The sequence below is a fragment of the Pseudomonas khavaziana genome (assembly GCF_019145205.1).
Lineage (GTDB): Bacteria > Pseudomonadota > Gammaproteobacteria > Pseudomonadales > Pseudomonadaceae > Aquipseudomonas > Aquipseudomonas khavaziana.
This window is the reverse complement of sequence record NZ_JAHSTT010000003.1, coordinates 413,841-430,936: the sequence shown is the minus strand read 5'-3', so window position 1 is coordinate 430,936 and position 17,096 is coordinate 413,841. Positions and strand designations below refer to the sequence as shown.

Below are 17,096 nucleotides of genomic sequence, written 5' to 3'. Positions count from 1 at the left end.
TTTTCAGTCGATCGCCTGCAAGCACTCGGCAAAACGTTTGGCCAGGAAGCGGGCCGCGGGCCCAAGGTGTTCATCGCGGCGCCACACCAGCTCCACCACCAGCGCCGGCGGCGTCCATTCGCTGGCCAACTCGACCATCTGTTGTTGATAGGTCGGGTATTGCACGATATGCCGAGGCAACCAGGCCCAGCCCAGGCCGCTCATCAGCCATTCGGCGAGTACGTAGAAACTGTCGGCGCGCCACACCAGCGGGCTGGCCGCCTCGCTGCCGGGGTAAACGCTGGTCTGGGTCGACATCAGCAACTGCCGAAACTGCGCCAGATGCTGGCACGTCACGTACTGTTCCTGGGCCAGCGGGTGATTCACCCCGCACACCGTGACCATTTCCACACTGCCCACCACCCGTCGTTCCAGGGCCTCGGGGATCTGATCGTGATAGAACAACAGCCCCAGGTCCGCCTTGCGCTCCACCAGCTTGCGCGCCACGTCGCCCTGGGCGGCGCTGGACAGTTGCACTTCCAGCAGCGGGTAGTGCACCGCCAGTGCCTCGAGGCTATCGAGCACCGGCTGGAACAACATCGCCTCATCCTGGGCCAGGCGCAGGCAGGCTTCCTCACCGCGGGTCAAGGACAGCGCCCGGCCATTGAGGCGCTCACACTGGCGCAGCACTTCACGCGCCTCCTCCAGCAACACGCTGCCGGCCTCGGTCAAGCTAGGCTGGCGGCCACTGCTACGCTCGAACAGGCTCACGCCCAGGTCCGCTTCCAGCAACGCGATGCCATTGCTGATCGCCGATTGCGCCTTGCGCTGATCACGGGCGACGGCCGAGAACGAACGCCGCTCGGCGACGCTGACAAACAGGCGCATCTGTTCCAGGTTCCACTGCACGCTCATGGCTCAACCCATCTCTAATCCAGATAGGTAATGACTTTACCGCATCTGGCAAACAACTAGAATGCCGACCACTGTAGGGAGCGAGCTTGCTCGCGAAAAACGCACAGGCAACGCGTCTAGCTGCAATCCCTGCGTTTTCGTTAACGCTTTTCGCGAGCAAGCTCGCTCCTACAGATTTTGAAACTACCGAGGACTTTCCCATGAATGCCGCCTACGTTTACCTGGCCATTGCAATTTGCTCGGAAGTGGTTGCGACCGTCTCCATGAAAGCCGTCAAGGGCTTGAGCACACCGATCCCGCTGTTGTTGATGATTGTGGGTTATGGCGTCGCGTTCTGGATGCTCACCCTGGTGGTGCGCACCGTGCCGGTGGGGATAGCCTATGCGGTCTGGGCAGGGCTGGGGATTGTGATGGTCAGCGTCGCAGCGTTGTTCATCTATGGGCAGAAGCTGGATGTCCCGGCGATGCTGGGCATGGGCCTGATTGTGCTGGGCGTGGTGGTGATTCAGCTGTTCTCGAAAACCGTGGGGCACTGACCGCCACTCAACAGCCTGTATACTGCGCCTCTTGTCTTGAACACTGAGGTCGCCGATGCCATCCGTTATTTCCACCGACGTTCTGATTGTCGGCGCCGGGGTTGCCGGCCTCTGGCTCAACGCACGCCTGCGCAGCCAGGGGTTCTCTACGTTAGTGGTGGAAAGCGCCACCCTGGGTGGCGGGCAAAGCGTGAAGTCCCAGGGGATCATCCACGGCGGCGCGAAATACGCCCTGCACGGCGCCCTCACCGGCGCCTCCGAAGCCATCGCCGATATGCCGCGCCGCTGGCGGGAAGCCCTGGCGGGTACCGGTGAGCTGGACCTGTCCGGCGTACGCGTACTGTCCCAAGCCCATTACCTGTGGTCCCCCGGCACCCTCGCCGGCAACCTCACCAGCTTCTTCGCCAGCAAGGCCGTGCGCGGCCGCGTCGATCAGGTCAAGGGCGACGAGTTGCCCGCGGCCCTGCAAGACCGTCGTTTCAAGGGCAAGGTCTATCGCCTGGCGGAATTGGTGGTGGACGTACCGAGCCTGATTGAACGCCTGGCGCAACTGGCGGGTGACGGCTTGCTTGCCGGTCAGCACATTGAGCCCCTGTTTGAGGACGGCACTCTGGCGGGCTTGAAAGTCGACGGCCACGAGATCCGTGCCCAGCGCATCGTGTTGAGTGCCGGAGGCGGTACCGCCGATGTGCTCGCGACCCTGGGCCTGAGCCAGCCAGCCATGCAAAAACGTCCTCTGCATATGATCATCGCCAAGGGCCCGGGCCTCAAACCCCTGTATGCCCATTGCCTGGGCGGCGGCACCAAGCCGCGCATCACTGTGACGACACACCCGGCGGCCGACGGCAACTGGGTGTGGTACCTCGGCGGCGATATTGCCGAGGCTGACGGCGTGGCACGCACACCAGAAGAACAGATCGCCACCGCACAGAAAGAGCTGGCGCAACTGCTGCCCTGGATCGACATGAGCCAGACCCGGTGGGCAACCTTACGGGTGGATCGCGCCGAACCGCTGCAGTCGGGGCTGACCCGCCCCGATAACGCCTTCCTCGCCGACGACGGCCGCCTGTTGGTCGGTTGGCCGACCAAACTGGCCCTGGCGCCGGACTTCGCCGATCGAGTCCTGCACCTCCTGGAGCGCGACGGCATCCGCCCTGGCGCCGGCGCCCCGCTACCCGACCTGCCAAAACCAACTATCGGCCAACCTGCCTGGGAGCAACTGTTGCCATGAGCCTGCTAACCCTTCACGACTTTCATCGACCCTTGGGCAACACCGGTCTGCGGGTGTCGCCACTGGGCCTGGGCACCGTCAAGCTGGGCCGCGACCAGGGCGTGAAATACCCCAGCGGTTTCCAGATCCCCAGCGACGAAGCGGCACGCAGGCTGCTGCTCCTGGCCCGCTCGCTGGGCATCAACCTGATCGACACCGCGCCGGCCTATGGCATGAGCGAAGAGCGCCTGGGCCCGCTGCTGCGCGGGCAACGCAAGAACTGGGTGATTGTCAGCAAGGTCGGCGAAGAGTTTGCCAATGGCGTGTCGCGGCACGATTTCAGCGCGGCCCATACGCGGATGTCGATTGAACGCAGCCTGAAACGCCTTGAAACGGATTTTATCGACCTGGTGCTGGTGCATTCCGATGGCAACGACTTGCATATCCTCAACGATTGCGAGGTTTACCAGACCCTGGCGGAGCTGAAAAAAGACGGCAAGATTCGCGCTTTCGGTTTTTCCGGCAAGACCGTCGAGGGCGGCGTAAAAGCGTTGGAACAGGGTGATTGCGCGATGGTCACCTACAACCTCAACGAGCAGGCCGAAAAAGCCGTGATCGATTATGCAGCAGCCCATGGCAAAGGCATCCTGGTGAAAAAAGCCCTGGCCAGCGGCCACGTGTGCCTGGAGCCAGGAATGGATCCAATTGATGCCAGTTTCAAGCTGTTGTTTGCGCAAACGGGCGTCGCCAGTGCTATTGTCGGGACCATTAATCCGCTGCACCTGGCCCATAACGCGGCGACCGCTGCCCGGGTCATCCGTCAACTCTGATGCCGCCGATGCGGCCGACCCCGTCGCAAGAAGGAGCCGACATGCCGCGAACGCTGATTCGAAAAAACCCGAGCAACTTCAAGACACTGCCGCTGCACGTAGAGGCTACCCCCGAGGGCCTGAGCTACCAGAGTGTAGGCATGCCGCTCAACTTCGCCCAGACCCTGCAACGGCGCAAGCCGGTAGAGGTGCCGGACGCCGAGCGCTTCGCCCTCGAACTGGCGAACCTGGGCGTATCGGTACGCCTGACCCTGCATTGGCAAAACAAGGATTACTGGGTACTGGTGCGCCAACGCCGCCAGGACCGCGGCGATGTGGTGCTCAAGCTGATCTCCGGCTACGTCCCGGCCCATGAACTGAACCTGCCGCTGCACACCGCCATTCAGGAAATTGCCGAGGAATGCTTGCTCGAAACTCCGGAAGGCTGGCTCGGCGGACGTTTCAACGACACCTGGCTGCCGGCGCCCTACTCCGCCGCCCTGCATTACCGCGAAGCCCTGCCGTTCCGCCTGAGCCCCTTGTCCGGCGCCGCTCGCCCGGTACGCTGCGCCACCACCCAACTGATCGAACGCCCGCGAGCCTACGTGCACCTGCCGACGGCGTCACTGCAGTTGATTTATGACCTGCGCCTGGAAGTGCCGAAGGAGGCCAAGTCCCTCAGCTTGTTCCATGTGGATGAGCGCCTCGAAGGCGACCAACTGGTGGCGCGCCTGGACCGCCAGCGCCCGGACCTGTACCTGATGCCATTGAAAGACGGCGAGCCGCTCGCTGAGCTGTACACCGTAAAGAAAGACCAGCTGTACCCGGCCAGCACACGCGGCTTGTACCTGGCGGAAAGCTTCGCCCGGCAGGAAGGCTGGCTGGTGCGCGATGAGCGGATTCGCTGGAAGGATTGGCTAAGGCAGCAGGGTTTGGCAGAGCCGGAAAAGGACTCCAAGCTCAAGCGCCTGACCGGCAAGGCGCGGCAGATGTTGCGCAAGATCGTACCGAAGAAGAGCTAGGGGCGAGCAGGCTCGCCCCGGGCGTCACGGGGTGTTACTCGTTGTTGCGGATCTTTTCGACGATAGCAGTGGTAGAGCTGTTTTCAACCAGCCCCAACACCTTGACCGTACCGCCATAGGCACTGACGATATCCGCACCGACCACCTTGTCGACGGTATAGTCCCCGCCCTTGACCAGCACGTCAGGCTTGACCTGGGCCAGCAGGTTCTCCGGGGTATCTTCGGAGAAGCTGATCACCCAGTCCACCGCACCCAGCCCTGCCAGCACCGCCATGCGCCGGTCAACGCTGTTGATCGGACGGCCCGGGCCTTTCAAACGGCTGACCGACGCATCGTCGTTGACCGCGACGATCAGGCGATCGCCCTGGGCACTCGCCTGCTCCAGGTAAGTCACATGACCGGCGTGCAGGATGTCAAAGCAGCCGTTGGTGAAGACTATGCTCTCGTTGTGGGCGCGGGCATCGTCAATCGCCAGCAGCAATTGCTCCAGGCCCAGCACGCCGCGTTCCGAGCCTTCGGAGCGCTGGATCGCACGGCGCAATTCCGGCGCACTGATGGCCGCGGTACCCAGCTTGCCCACCACAATGCCCGCCGCCAGGTTGGCCAAGGCCACGGCGTGGGGCAATTCTTCACCGGCCGCGATGGACGCCGCCAGGGTGGAAATCACGGTGTCACCGGCACCGGTAACGTCAAACACTTCACGTGCACGTGCCGGCAGGTGCATGGCCGGATGGTCAGGCCGCAGCAGGGTCATGCCGTGCTCGCCACGGGTCACCAGCAAGGCGCCCAGGTCGAGCTCGGTCATCAGTGTGGCGCCCTTGCTCACCAGATCGTGCTCATCGACGCAACCGCCGACGATAGTTTCGAACTCGCTGAGGTTTGGCGTCAGCAGGCTGGCGCCCCGATAAATCGAGAAGTCCTTGCCCTTGGGATCGGCCAGCACCGGAATATTGCGGGCCTTGGCGGCCTGGATCAATACCTGGTGGTTCTGCAAGGCGCCTTTGCCGTAGTCGGACAACACCAGCACCTTGATACCTTCGAACAAAGCATCGACCTGGTCGCTGAGGGCCAGGGCATCGGTTGCGAAGGGCTCTTCGAAATCGATACGCAGCAATTGCTGGTGACGACTCATGACCCGCAGCTTGACGATCGTCGGCTGATGGGCGATGCGCTGGAACAGCGCACGCACACCGGCACCCTGCAAGCTGTTGGCCAGGCTGTCGGCAGCTTCGTCGTCGCCAGTCACCCCTACCAGGGAGGCTGGGGCGCCGAGAGCGGCAATATTGAGGGCGACGTTAGCAGCGCCGCCTGGGCGGTCTTCGATTTGCTCGACCTTGACTACCGGCACCGGCGCCTCAGGGGAAATCCGTGAGGTACCGCCATGCCAGTAACGGTCGAGCATGACATCGCCGACCACCAAGACAGCGGCTTGATTGAATCGCGGCATGGACAACTTCATGGAGCAACCCACATACAAAATGAACAGGGGCGCGATATTAGCACAGGGTTTGCGGTCGCTTACGCGCACTGCTGGCCAAATGTGGGAGGGGGCTACCCTCTGTAGGAGCGAGCTTGCTCGCGAAAAACTCACAGGCGCCGCGTTTATTCAGGAAGCACGCGTAATCGTTGACGTTTTTCGCGAGCAAGCTCGCTCCTACAAAAAAACCTTCGGACAAGCCCCTCCCACATTCGAGCCGTGACGTCTGTTGATCAGGTGATGTCAGCCGCTACCGGCGCATCCAGGCCCATGGCATGCAGGCGGGCGTAATAACCGTTCTGCGCAAGCAACTCGCCGTGGGTGCCGCGCTCGACAATCCGCCCGTCATCCATCACCAGAATCAGGTCGGCTTTCTCGATAGTCGACAATCGGTGCGCGATCACCAGGGTCGTACGGCCTTGCATGACCTTGTCCAGTGCCGCCTGGATATGCCGCTCGGACTCGGTGTCGAGGGCCGAGGTGGCCTCGTCGAGAATCAACAACGGCGCATTCTTGAGCAATGCCCGGGCAATGGCCAGGCGCTGGCGTTGGCCGCCGGACAACAACACGCCGTTCTCGCCGACCTGGGTATCGAAGCCCTTGGGCAACTGGTCGATGAAGTCCTTGGCGTTGGCATCGGCGGCGGCCGCTTCAACGTCGGCGCGAGGCGCACCGGCCAGGTCGCCGTAGGCGATGTTATTGGTCACGGTGTCGCTGAACAGGGTGACGTGCTGGGTGACCTGGGCAATGTGCTTGCGCAGGTTGAGCAGCTTGTAGTCTTCGATCTCTACGCCGTCGAGCAGGATCTCGCCGCTTTCATGGTGGTAGAAGCGCGGGATCAGGCTGGCCAGGGTTGACTTGCCGCTGCCCGAACGGCCCACCAGGGCGATCATCTGCCCAGGCTCGGCAGTGAAGCTGATGTCCTTGAGCACATGGCGTTCGGTGCCAGGGTAGGTGAAGTTCAGATTGCGCACTTCCAGGCGACCGCTGACCTGGTCGCGCTCGATGGTGCCGTGGTCGACCTCAACGTCTTCGTCCAGTTGTTCGAAAATGCTTTCGGCGCCCGCCACACCTTTCTGGATGGTGGAGCTGACCTCCGACAGTTGGCGGATCGGCTTGGGCAACAAACCGGCCAGGGTGATGTAGGCCACCATGTCACCGGCAGAGGCATCGCCACGCAGGTACAGGACCAGGAACATCAGCACAGCCATGGCGGAGTAGATCACCAACTGCAATGCTGGCGTGTAGATTGCCCCGGTACGGGTCATGCGCAGTTGCTTGTTGGTGTTGCTCTGGCTGGCCTTGAGAAAGCGCTTCTCTTCGTAGACTTCACCACCGAAGCTGCGCACCACGCGGTAGCCCTGGATGGTCTCCGAGGCCACGTGGGTGACGTCGCCCATGGCCACCTGGATCTTTTTGCTCTGCTTGCGGAATTTCTTGCTGGCGGTGCTGACCATCACGGCAATCAGCGGCAGGATCGCGATCATGACCAGCGTCAGGCGCCAGTTCATGTACAGCAGGGAGGCGAACAGGAAGATCACCGTCATGCCTTCGCGGATGACCACCTTGATGGCGTCGGTCGCCGCCCCCGTGACCATGGTCACGTTGAAGGTGATGCGGGAAATCAGGTGGCCGGAGTTGTGGTTATCGAAATAACGGTTGGGCAGCGTCAGCAAGTTGTTGAACAACTGCACCCGCAGGTCGTGGACCAGGCCCAGGGAAACCTTGGCCAGCAGGTAGTTGCCCAGGAACGAACCCAAGCCCTGCCAGGCCGCGATCAGGATGATCAGCAGCGGCACGGCCTGCAGCAGTTGCAGGTCGCGCAGGAATGGTACCGTCGGGAACAGCACGGCTTCCGGGTTGGAGAGGCCGTCGACAAAATACTTGAGGATGTAACCCAGCATCGGCTGGGTCGACGCGAAAATCAGAAATCCGAGGATACTCAATGCGAACAAGCCCATATAAGGCTTAACGTAACTGAGCAGACGGAAGTATATTTTCAAGCTCGAAGGGCTTGCGCTCGGACTGGAGTCGGTCATATCACGCGGCGTTTTGAAAAAGGAGGCTGACTTTAGCACAGCTTCTCTGTTGTACTTGCACCCGGTGTAACCCGCGGCCCGGTTGGATCCGACCGGCGACATTACATGGCCACTAGCTTAAGATGGTTGGCTTTCTCTTTCTGGAATGGCTCTACTGTATGCACTCCAAGCGCCTTAACTATGGCTCAAATCGCGTTTTCGACTTCCTGGTCCTATGGATTTTGCCTGTTGGCTTATTGCTGCTCCTGAGTGCACTGTTCTTCGTCGGCAATCGTAATGTACTGCACCGGATTTTCTACATCCTGTTCAGCGTACCGACTTTGTTTCTGTTGTGCATGCGCCCCAGGGAATTCAAGGATCTGTTGCGCGAGCCGCTGGCAATCGCGTTCCTGGCTTTCTCCGCCTGGGCGTTGACCAGCCTGCTGTGGAGCCCCGAACACAGCACCGACACCGACCTGTTCAAGCGACCGCTGAACACCTTCATGCTTTTTGGCGGGTGCGGGCTGTTGCTGCATTACCGCAATGAATTGTTCAAACCGATCTTCTTCAGCGCGGCGGTGATTGCACTGGTGGTGAGCCTGGGTAACCTGGTGGCGTTCGCCAAGGGCTATTCGCCCGGTTTGCGCATGATCGGCGGTCTTGGTGCTCTTGATAACCCACTGTTGAGTTCGCACCTTTTTGGGTTTTTCACCGTGTACTGGCTGTATGTCTGCATGACCACCCAGCGCATGAAAGTGTTGTGGTTCAGCGTACCGGCCCTGGCGATCATGACCATGGCCGTGCTGGCGACCGGCTCACGCACGCCGCTGGTGGCGCTGGGGCTGGCTATCCTGTGGATGAGCTTTGTGAGCCGAAATCGTCGCTCGGCATTGCTGATCAGTGGAATGATCCTAGGCACAGTCGCACTACTCCTGTTTTACCCCGAGTTAATCACCGAGCGAGGCACTTCGTTCCGTCTCGAGCTGTGGAGTATTTCACTGCAGCTTATCGCCGAGCATCCCTGGATCGGGCATAGCTACGATTCCGAGCTTTACCTAACGGTGTCCGATGGATACCAACTGCGCGAACCCCACAGCTTTGCCCTCGGCGTGCTCTATTACGTCGGCATCATTGGTTTTATCCCCTGGGCCTTTATGCTCGGCTGGGGCCTGTATAAAGGCCTGCAGCAACGCGCACAGCCGCTGTTCATCCTGGCATCCTCGCTGCTGGCCTACGGCATCGGCGCAGGCCTGACCGAGGGCGGCGGCATTCTGTCGCGCCCCAAGGAACACTGGTTCCTGCTGTGGATTCCCCTGGCGATTATCACCGGCCTGAGCATCGCCCAGCGCCATCGCAGCCTGTTGCGTATGCCGGTGCAAAACCTGAAGACCGCCGCCTTCGAGCAGATGTGCAACAACGCCCACGTCATTGAAGCCGATGGCCTCGGACCTAAAGTCCTACGCCTGGAAGACGGCAGCTTCCTCAAGCTATTCCGCCCACGCCGCTGGTACACCTCCGGCAGCTTCAACCCGTATTCGGAGCGTTTTGCCAGCAACAGCGAGCAATTGCGCACCCTTGGCATTCCCGCCCCGGACATCCTCGGGCTCTATCGCCTGAGTGACGCCAGCAGCGCCGTGGCCTACACACCACTGCCCGGCCTGACCTTGCGCCAAGCGCTGCAAAGCCTGGACAGCAGCTTGCGCGAATCGCTGGTGGAGCGTTTTGGCCGGTTCATGGCGCAGTTGCACGAGCGCGGTGTTTACTTCCGCTCGCTTCACCTGGGTAACGTGCTGTTGATGGACGACGGTGAGTTCGGCCTGATCGATGTGGCCGACCTGCGCATCTACCCGTCCTCACTGCGCTACGCGCTGCGCCAGCGTAACCTGCGCCACATGCAGCGCTATCCACAGGATCGCAACTGGCTGTTCGAAACGCACTTCGAGCAACTGGTCAAAGGCTACGCATCGGTGGCAAGCCCAGCGGCTACCGCGAAAATCCGCGAGCAAGTACAGAGCCTTTAAACATGCAGGAGCGAGCTTGCTCGCGAAAATCGTGAACGATGACGCGGGCATTCAAGTTGCCCGCGGTGTTCTCCGTTTTTTCGCGAGCAAGCTCGCTCCTACAGGGTGAGGCGCAGTTTCAGTTTTTGAGCGGCGCCAGATACAAGCGCACCAAACCGCGCAACGTCTTGCGCCCCCAGAACTTCAACGGGATCTGCTTGAGAATCTCCCGCGCCAGTGGGCGATCGCGGTCGGCGGTCTTGAGGAACATCGAGTTCAGGAAGTTGTAGCGCACCGCGTCATAAGCCGGGTGATCGCTGAACTTGGCATAAGTCTTGAGAATGTTCTGGATCATGTAGCGGTGGTTCTTGTACGTGTTGCTCGCGTGCTGGCGATACTTGGCCATCACCACGCCAAGGGCGTCGATCGTGTAGCCCGCCGCCGTGATCTTCAACTGGATCAGCAGGTCCTCCAGGGGAATCTGCGGGTCGAAGCCACCGACTTGCTCCAGCACTTCCCGACGAATCAGCATGGTCGGGGCCGGTGGGAACGGCTTGCGGTCCATGAAAATATCATCGAAGTCGAGGCTGCGAAACGGCACGTCGCGGCGTTGTTTTTTCTCCGGATGCAGGTTGCCGTCAGCATCGATCAGCTCGATGTTGCCGGCACACATGCCCACCTTAGGCTTACCGTCCATATACGCGACCTGGGTGGCAATACGGTCCGGCAGCATGATGTCGTCCGAGCCGAACGGTGCGATCAGGCTGCCCTTGGCGCGCGCGATCGCACCGTTGAGGGTGGCGCTGAGGCCTTGGTTCTGCTGGACCTGGAAGTCAAAGCCGTGCTCGGCCTGCAAGCGCAGGATACGTTCGACGCTATCATCCTTGGAGCCGTCATCCACCACCAGCAATTCGATATTGGGGTAGGTCTGCCCCAACACGCTGAGGATGCTCTGTTCGATGTACTGGCCGTGGTTATAGGAAGCGATAATCACCGAGACCAGGGGTTGTGGCTGATTCATGCTCTACCTACTTCACGCAAACCGGTTTCAATCAGGGTCAGGTACTTGTGCTTGAACTCTTCAAGAGTGTGATTGGCCTGCAGGTAGCGGAACACCTCTTCACCCTTGGCGCGTAATTGTTCATCGCTCAGCGCCAGATAGGTATCCAGGGCCGCGGCCAGTTGCTCGACATTACCCGGGTCATGGGACAGGCCGCCCGCGCCCTGCACCAGCGGCAGCATCGCCGGGCCATTGGAAGCGATCACCGGCAAGTGGCCGCTCATGCCTTCCAGCAGGGCCAGGCCCAGGCCTTCGAACAGCGACGGCATGGTCCAGATATCGAAGCCGCGCACGTACTTCATGCCGTCTTCGCGAAAGCCCAGTAAGTGTGCGCGACCAGTCAGGCCCAGACGCTCGATATCCGCACGCAGATCGGCTTCGGCGCGACCGGAACCGATGATGCCCACCTGGGCCTCGGGGTATTTGTCCTTGAGGGTCGCGAAAGCTTGCAACAGATGGGTGTGGCCCTTGATCGGTACCAGGCGGCCCAGGGCGCCGATCATTCGTGCGTCCATTGGCAGACCCAGGGCCTTGCGGGCGTCCTCACGGGTCAACTGCAGGGCTTCGGCCTGGGGAATGTCGATAGCGTTGGTGACATAGGTGGTGTTGTCGCGGGTAAAGCCGCAATTGAGATCCACCAGATAGTCCTTCACCGCCTCCGACACCCCGACAAACCGCCATGCCGGACTGACCCAGCGCTGGGTCTGACGTCGACGGTAACCACGGGCATACTCGCCAAAACCGTGGGAGATGCCGATACACAGCGGAATTTTCAGCCAGCGATTGAGCGAGAGCATCATGTTCACCGACTTGAAGCGGTTACAGATGACCACATCGAATTTCTGCTCGCGGCAATACTTGTAGATCTGCCACATGGCACCGAAGCGAATGCCCTTGAGGGACTTCTCCGGCAGCTCGAAATAATGAGAGTGTTCAGCCACGCTCAGGGGCTGGCCGGGCAGCGGGCGGCCGCTGAGAAATCCGGATGTCACCTCGAAACGCTCAGGCGGCAAGGACTTGACGATTTGCTCACCCAGGTCGGCGAAATCATTGGTCTTGACGTTGTAGTCCGGCTGTAACTGCAAAACCTTGAAACGCGGCTTCATAACTCTCCATGCAGCGATCTGGCTACGGGCACGCAGCCCGGTAAAAAGGGCGACAGGCAAATACCGGCCTGCCTTCAATAGGCTCTCAGTCCCTCTTCAGGACCCACAACAGCTCGTGACGGCGCACGGCCTTGCGAAAGAATTCGTTCTCGCCGTAGGGCGACGGCTTGCGGCCCGCCAGCAGTTGCTGCAACCACCTGCGCACCCGGCGCTTGAACGGCGCTGGCGGTTGCAGGTCATGCATCATGCCCAATGCCATGGCCTTGTCCTGCTGCAGACTCAAACTGAGCGCAAAGCTGCAAGGCTCCATCTCGACCGCACTCTCAAAACGCGGCGGCAGCGCTACGCCAGCCCCCGAATCACCCATGGGCCAGCGGTCGTTATCATGCAGGTGATTGGCGTAGCCGAGCAATGTGTCGGGCTGCCACTCCAGGCCTTGCAGGGCTTCCAGGATCGCCGCATGGGCACTGATGTGGTCCGCGTGGGGGTCAAGCAATGGCGTGGGCAACACGATCACCTGGGGCCGCGCCTTTAGCAGCAGTGCCCGCAGGTCAGCGATCAAGTTGTGCCAGGTCGGCGCGCCGTCCATATCCCCCGGCAATGCAAAGCCGTTGAACTGACGAAACAACCGCGTATCGCTTAAGTCAGCTTCGCGCGAAGCCATGGGCTGATCCGGCGCTGCCTGCATGGCCTGCAACTGCATGCAGAAGTAGCCCAATTGCACACACTGCGTCTCGGGCACGCCAGCCCAACGCGGCACGGCGATGCTGTCCCAGGCACGCAGGCGGCCCTTGAGGCGGGCGGCTTCAGCTCTGGGAAGCCCCATGTGCTGGTAATGTTCGGCTTCAACTTCACCGGCGGTCAGGGTCACGATCCAGCTTTCACGCGCCTGACTGTAGAGGCTGAACGCCGCCAGCTCGGCATCGTCGGCGTGAGGCGCGATGACCATCACCCGGTGCTGGCGATAGTCCGGCTGGCGAAAGCGCCAGAGTATCGGCTGGCCCTTGATCCGGCAGAAACGCCCGCGCAACCTGATATTGCCCGCCGCCAAGGCTTCGGCGGCGCCTGTCAGGTTCAGGTAACGCCGCCCGGCGACGCCGCGCTCGAAGACTTGTCGATCCGGCATCTCCAGGCCCAAAACGTCCACCGCAGGGTCGAGGAACCGCCCAAACCAGGTGCTTTTCAAATCGACACCCACGATCAGGGTTTCATCGGCCGCCAGAGGCGTGTCCAACAGCAGCCGCCCCGCCTCCAGGCGCAGGCCGGACTGTTCGCTGCCGACCGGGAACGCGTAGCCGTAGCTGTCTTTGGGCGAGTAAAACAGGTGATCGGCAAACCAGGCTTCATGGGCCGCCCACAGCAGCACCGCCAGCAGCAGCGGCAACCACCAAGCCACCAGGACGCCGGCTGCCACCAACACCAGCAAGCCGATCAACAGCGCGATACGCTTGTTGCGCCGATGGCGCTTGAGCAGCTGCTGCTTGCGACTCATACGCTGAACACCGGCACCGGGTTGCACCAGCGCTCCTTGTACTCACGGTCGGAACGCCCGAAGGAGAAACGCAGCGACTTGTTCGACGCCCGCGCCTGTTCCCACGCGCTTTGGGTATTGAGGAAACTCAGCACGCTGCCGGGGCTGAATGCGCGGGTTTCCGGGTCGACGCCACCGTTGACGTACTCGGCGCTGAACCACTCATTGGACTGCACCTGATACACCAACTGCACCGCAATCGCGGCGTCATTGAGAAACAGCACCGAGCCGAACAGGAACTCCTTGAGCAACTCCAATACCTCGGCCAGGCGCGCCGCGCCTGCTGCCGGAAAGCCCCAGCGGCGCTGGAACAGGTCGCAATAAATCGCCGCCAACTCCACGCTGGAAAACTCACTGACCGCCCGCACTACGCCGCCCGCTTCTTCCAGCAAACGCAATTCGCGGCGCTGGTTGTAGCGAAACTTCTTCGACAGTTCTTCGGGCGTGCGCGCCATGGCCAATTGCTCTGCCTGGGGCTTGAGGGTGCTGACGCGCCCCTCGTTCAGCGCCGACAGGTAGCGCGCACGATGCCGCAACGGCACCTGCGCATCGGCGGCAATCGGCAGGATGATCTCAGCGTTGCCCAGGTCAAACAGGCCCTTCTTGCCGCTGCGCTTGAGCACTTCCTTGGAGAGAGCAAGGTCGCGTCCCCAGGTGGCGATCGCCCCCTTGAGTTCGCCACCTTGTTCCCAACCCAGATAGCGCACCGGAATCTGCGCCAGGTCAGCCAACCGCTCGATCACCTGCGGATGAGTCGCCAGGCTGCCGCCATAACGCTGCCAGGCCTGAGCGTAAACCTCGGCCTCGACAGGCGCCCAGCCACGTTCACGCCAGCCCTGGAAGCGGTTCAGCATTTAAACCACGGCGTCATAAGGGTCCACGCCGTCCTTGACCACGAGGATGTCTTCCATGATCAGGTACTGCAGGTCGGAGCCGAAGAACATGTTCAACGCATCGGTCGGCGAGCAGATCATCGCTTCGCCACGACGATTGAGCGAGGTGTTCAGCGACACACCGTTACCGGTCAGCACTTCCAGCTCTTTCATCATGTCGTAGTAGCGCGGGTTGTATTCGCGCTTGAGCACCTGGGCGCGGGACGTACCATCTTCATGCACCACTTCCGGCACGCGGGTCTTCCACTCTTCGGCGACTTCAAAGGTGAAGGTCATGAACGGCGCCGGGTGATCGACCTTGATCATCTGCGGGGCCACGGTGTCGAGCATCGACGGGCAGAAAGGCCTCCAGCGCTCGCGGAACTTGATCTGGTGGTTGATGCGGTCAGCCACGCCGGTCGCACTCGGGCAACCGATGATCGAACGGCCGCCCAGGGCACGCGGGCCGAACTCCATGCGTCCCTGGAACCAGGCCACGGGGTTGCCGTCCACCATGATCCTGGCGATGCGCTGCGGCATGTTCTCGATCTTGCGCCAGTTCGGCTTGCTCGCGTGCTTGGCGCAGGCGGCGATCACGTCTTCATTGCTGTAGGACGGGCCGAGGTAGACGTGCTCCATCTTCTCAACCGGTACACCACGGGCGTGGGACACGTAGGCCGCCGCACCGACTGCTGTACCGGCATCGCCGGAAGCGGGCTGTACGAACAGCTCTTTCACGTCGTCACGGGCGATGATCTTCTGGTTCAGCTTGACGTTCAGCGCACAGCCACCGGCGAAGGCCAGCTTGCCGGTGTCCTTGAGGATGTCACCCAGGTAGTAATCGATCATCTGCAGGGCCAGCTTTTCGAACAGCGCCTGCATGCTGGCCGCGTAGTGGATGTACGGCTCGTCGGCGATGTCGCCTTCGCGCTTGGGGCCCAGCCACTCGATCAGTTTCGGCGAGAAGTAGAAACCCTTGCCCTTCTCTTTATAACGGCGCAGGCCGATGACGTTGGCGTAGTCGGTGTTGATCAGCAGTTCGCCGTTTTCAAACGAGGCCAGGCGCGAGAAGTCGTACTTGCTGGCATCACCATAGGGCGCCATGCCCATGACCTTGAATTCACCGTCGAGCATCTCGAAACCGAGGAACTCGGTGATTGCGCCGTACAGGCCGCCGAGGGAGTCTGGATCGTAGAATTCCTTGATCTTGTGGATCTTGCCGTTTTCGCCGTAGCCGAAGAACGTGGTGGCGTACTCACCCTTGCCGTCGATGCCCAGGATCGCGGTCTTTTCCTGAAAGCCCGAGCAGTGGTAGGCACTGGAAGCGTGGGCCAGGTGGTGTTCAACCGGTTCGATCTTGATTTTCTTCGGGTCGAAACCCAATTGCTCCAGGCACCAGACGATCTTGTTGCGATAGCGCTTGTAGCGACGGTTGCCCATCAGGATCGCGTCGAGGGCACGGTCCGGGGCGTACCAGTAGCGCTTGGCGTAGTGCCAGCGCGCCTCGCCGAACAGGCTGATCGGGGCGAACGGGATCGCCACTACGTCAACGTCGGAAGGCTTGATGCCGGCCTGTTCCAGGCAGAACTTCGCCGACTCGTAGGGCATGCGGTTCTTTGCATGTTTGTCGCGTACGAAGCGCTCTTCTTCGGCGGCCGCAATCAGCTTGCCGTCGATATACAGGGCTGCGGAAGGATCATGGCTAAGGGCGCCGGACAGGCCAAGAATCGTCAATGCCACAGGGGTCTAGCCTCTTTTAGTCTGCATGCAGGCGGGTCGCGCCTGAAAAAAGTGTGCCTCTCGCCTGGGCGAGAAACAGCTAAAGGGCGGGATTATAGCTTAAAAGCAGGGGGAAGCTGTTAGCGGCGCGCGCCAGGCTCGGAGGGCTACTGCAGTTCGAGGCTACCGTCGGCGTTTTGCCGGTAGAGGGTGTAAGGCAAGGCAAGGGTATCCAGCACGGCGGAGATCGGCACATCGATAAAGGCCCAGGGAATACCGTCCAGCGCGAGGCCACCTGCGGAATTGGGCGGTGCATGCAGTACGCACAGGTCATAAGCCACGCCGCTGTAGACACGTGGAACGGACTGGCAGTAGGTTTTTTTCGCCTTGAGCTCCCGGATTGCGACCCCATCGTCACGCAACACCGTTGTCACGGTACCGCAGCCGGCCAGCAGCAACAGGCTGCCTACCAGCGCCCACAGCCTCGCCATTCCAGTCTTCATGCTTGCTTCTCCAGTTGAGGGACTGAAAGCTAACACTCCGAACCGTTATCCACAGGCTCTGCTGGGCGCAATTTTGTGTAGGAAGCGTCCGATCCCGCCGCCCTGCTTGCACTGGGCTTGTGCACCACAGCCCTGGCCGGCGACGCAACGCTGACCCTCGACCCCAGCGTGATCACCGGCTCGCGCAGCGCCAGCCCGACGCTCGACCTGCCGGTATGTCAGCAACGCCGGCGGGGCGATCGTGGTACGAGGGGGCTGGGGCTGAATATCAATTCTAATGTGGGAGGGGGCTTGCTCCCGATAGCGGTGGATCAGTTACAGAAACATTCACTGACGCCC

General features: G+C 61.3%; 14 protein-coding genes. 5 read left to right on the top strand and 9 right to left on the bottom strand.

Going from position 1 to position 17,096, the window contains the following annotated elements:
• Window positions 1–3: 3 nt before the first annotated feature.
• A complete protein-coding gene (locus KVH01_RS09955; RefSeq protein ID WP_043047918.1) occupies window positions 4–894 on the bottom strand; it encodes a LysR family transcriptional regulator in 891 nt (296 codons plus the stop codon).
• 200 nt (window positions 895–1,094) lie between these two features.
• Here KVH01_RS09955 and KVH01_RS09950 point away from each other — a divergent pair, with 200 nt between their 5' ends.
• The 4 genes from KVH01_RS09950 to KVH01_RS09935 are packed head-to-tail and all read left to right on the top strand — an operon-like array spanning window position 1,095 to window position 4,471.
• A complete protein-coding gene (locus KVH01_RS09950) occupies window positions 1,095–1,430 on the top strand; it encodes a DMT family transporter (protein ID WP_043047919.1) in 336 nt (111 codons plus the stop codon).
• 55 nt (window positions 1,431–1,485) lie between these two features.
• Window positions 1,486–2,661 carry an NAD(P)/FAD-dependent oxidoreductase gene (locus tag KVH01_RS09945; protein WP_217881311.1) on the top strand — a complete coding sequence of 392 codons (1,176 nt, stop codon included), beginning with the start codon at window positions 1,486–1,488 and terminating at the stop codon, window positions 2,659–2,661.
• Window positions 2,658–3,470, top strand: a complete 813-nt coding sequence (locus KVH01_RS09940; RefSeq protein WP_217881310.1) for an aldo/keto reductase — start codon at window positions 2,658–2,660, stop codon at window positions 3,468–3,470. Before KVH01_RS09945 ends, KVH01_RS09940 begins: the two co-directional genes overlap by 4 nt.
• A 41-nt stretch (window positions 3,471–3,511) precedes the next feature.
• The gene (locus KVH01_RS09935) at window positions 3,512–4,471 is read left to right on the top strand and encodes a hypothetical protein (RefSeq protein WP_043047922.1); all 960 of its coding nucleotides are present in this window, start codon (window positions 3,512–3,514) and stop codon (window positions 4,469–4,471) included.
• Window positions 4,472–4,505: 34 nt separating this feature from the next.
• On the opposite strand, the gene hldE is transcribed toward KVH01_RS09935, so the two are convergent.
• Window positions 4,506–5,930 carry a bifunctional D-glycero-beta-D-manno-heptose-7-phosphate kinase/D-glycero-beta-D-manno-heptose 1-phosphate adenylyltransferase HldE gene (gene hldE, locus KVH01_RS09930; protein WP_217881309.1) on the bottom strand — a complete coding sequence of 475 codons (1,425 nt, stop codon included), beginning with the start codon at window positions 5,928–5,930 and terminating at the stop codon, window positions 4,506–4,508.
• 251 nt (window positions 5,931–6,181) lie between these two features.
• Window positions 6,182–7,987: a lipid A export permease/ATP-binding protein MsbA gene (gene msbA / locus KVH01_RS09925; protein ID WP_217881308.1), complete on the bottom strand. Its 1,806-nt coding sequence runs from the start codon at window positions 7,985–7,987 to the stop codon at window positions 6,182–6,184.
• Window positions 7,988–8,145: 158 nt separating this feature from the next.
• Between msbA and KVH01_RS09920 the strand changes: the two genes are divergently transcribed.
• On the top strand, window positions 8,146–9,987 hold the full coding sequence (locus KVH01_RS09920) for a bifunctional O-antigen ligase/aminoglycoside phosphotransferase family protein (RefSeq protein WP_217881307.1): 1,842 nt from the start codon (window positions 8,146–8,148) through the stop codon (window positions 9,985–9,987).
• Window positions 9,988–10,105: 118 nt separating this feature from the next.
• Here KVH01_RS09920 and KVH01_RS09915 read toward each other — a convergent pair whose 3' ends face one another.
• The 6 genes from KVH01_RS09915 to KVH01_RS09890 form a co-directional block, all read right to left on the bottom strand.
• Window positions 10,106–10,987: a glycosyltransferase gene (locus KVH01_RS09915; protein WP_043050749.1), complete on the bottom strand. Its 882-nt coding sequence runs from the start codon at window positions 10,985–10,987 to the stop codon at window positions 10,106–10,108.
• Window positions 10,984–12,132 (bottom strand): glycosyltransferase family 4 protein, encoded by a 1,149-nt coding sequence (locus KVH01_RS09910; protein ID WP_217881306.1) that lies wholly within the window; start codon window positions 12,130–12,132, stop codon window positions 10,984–10,986. The genes KVH01_RS09915 and KVH01_RS09910 overlap by 4 nt, the downstream gene beginning before the upstream one ends.
• Before the next feature lie 85 nt (window positions 12,133–12,217).
• Complete coding sequence (locus KVH01_RS09905) at window positions 12,218–13,624, bottom strand: PIG-L deacetylase family protein (RefSeq protein WP_217881305.1); 1,407 nt, start codon at window positions 13,622–13,624, stop codon at window positions 12,218–12,220.
• On the bottom strand, window positions 13,621–14,517 hold the full coding sequence (locus tag KVH01_RS09900) for a GNAT family N-acetyltransferase (RefSeq protein WP_217881304.1): 897 nt from the start codon (window positions 14,515–14,517) through the stop codon (window positions 13,621–13,623). The genes KVH01_RS09905 and KVH01_RS09900 overlap by 4 nt, the downstream gene beginning before the upstream one ends.
• On the bottom strand, window positions 14,518–16,275 hold the full coding sequence (locus KVH01_RS09895) for a carbamoyltransferase family protein (protein ID WP_217881303.1): 1,758 nt from the start codon (window positions 16,273–16,275) through the stop codon (window positions 14,518–14,520). It lies immediately after the preceding gene.
• A 146-nt stretch (window positions 16,276–16,421) separates the two neighbouring features.
• Complete coding sequence (locus KVH01_RS09890; protein ID WP_217881302.1) at window positions 16,422–16,757, bottom strand: YceK/YidQ family lipoprotein; 336 nt, start codon at window positions 16,755–16,757, stop codon at window positions 16,422–16,424.
• Window positions 16,758–17,096 lie beyond the last annotated feature (339 nt).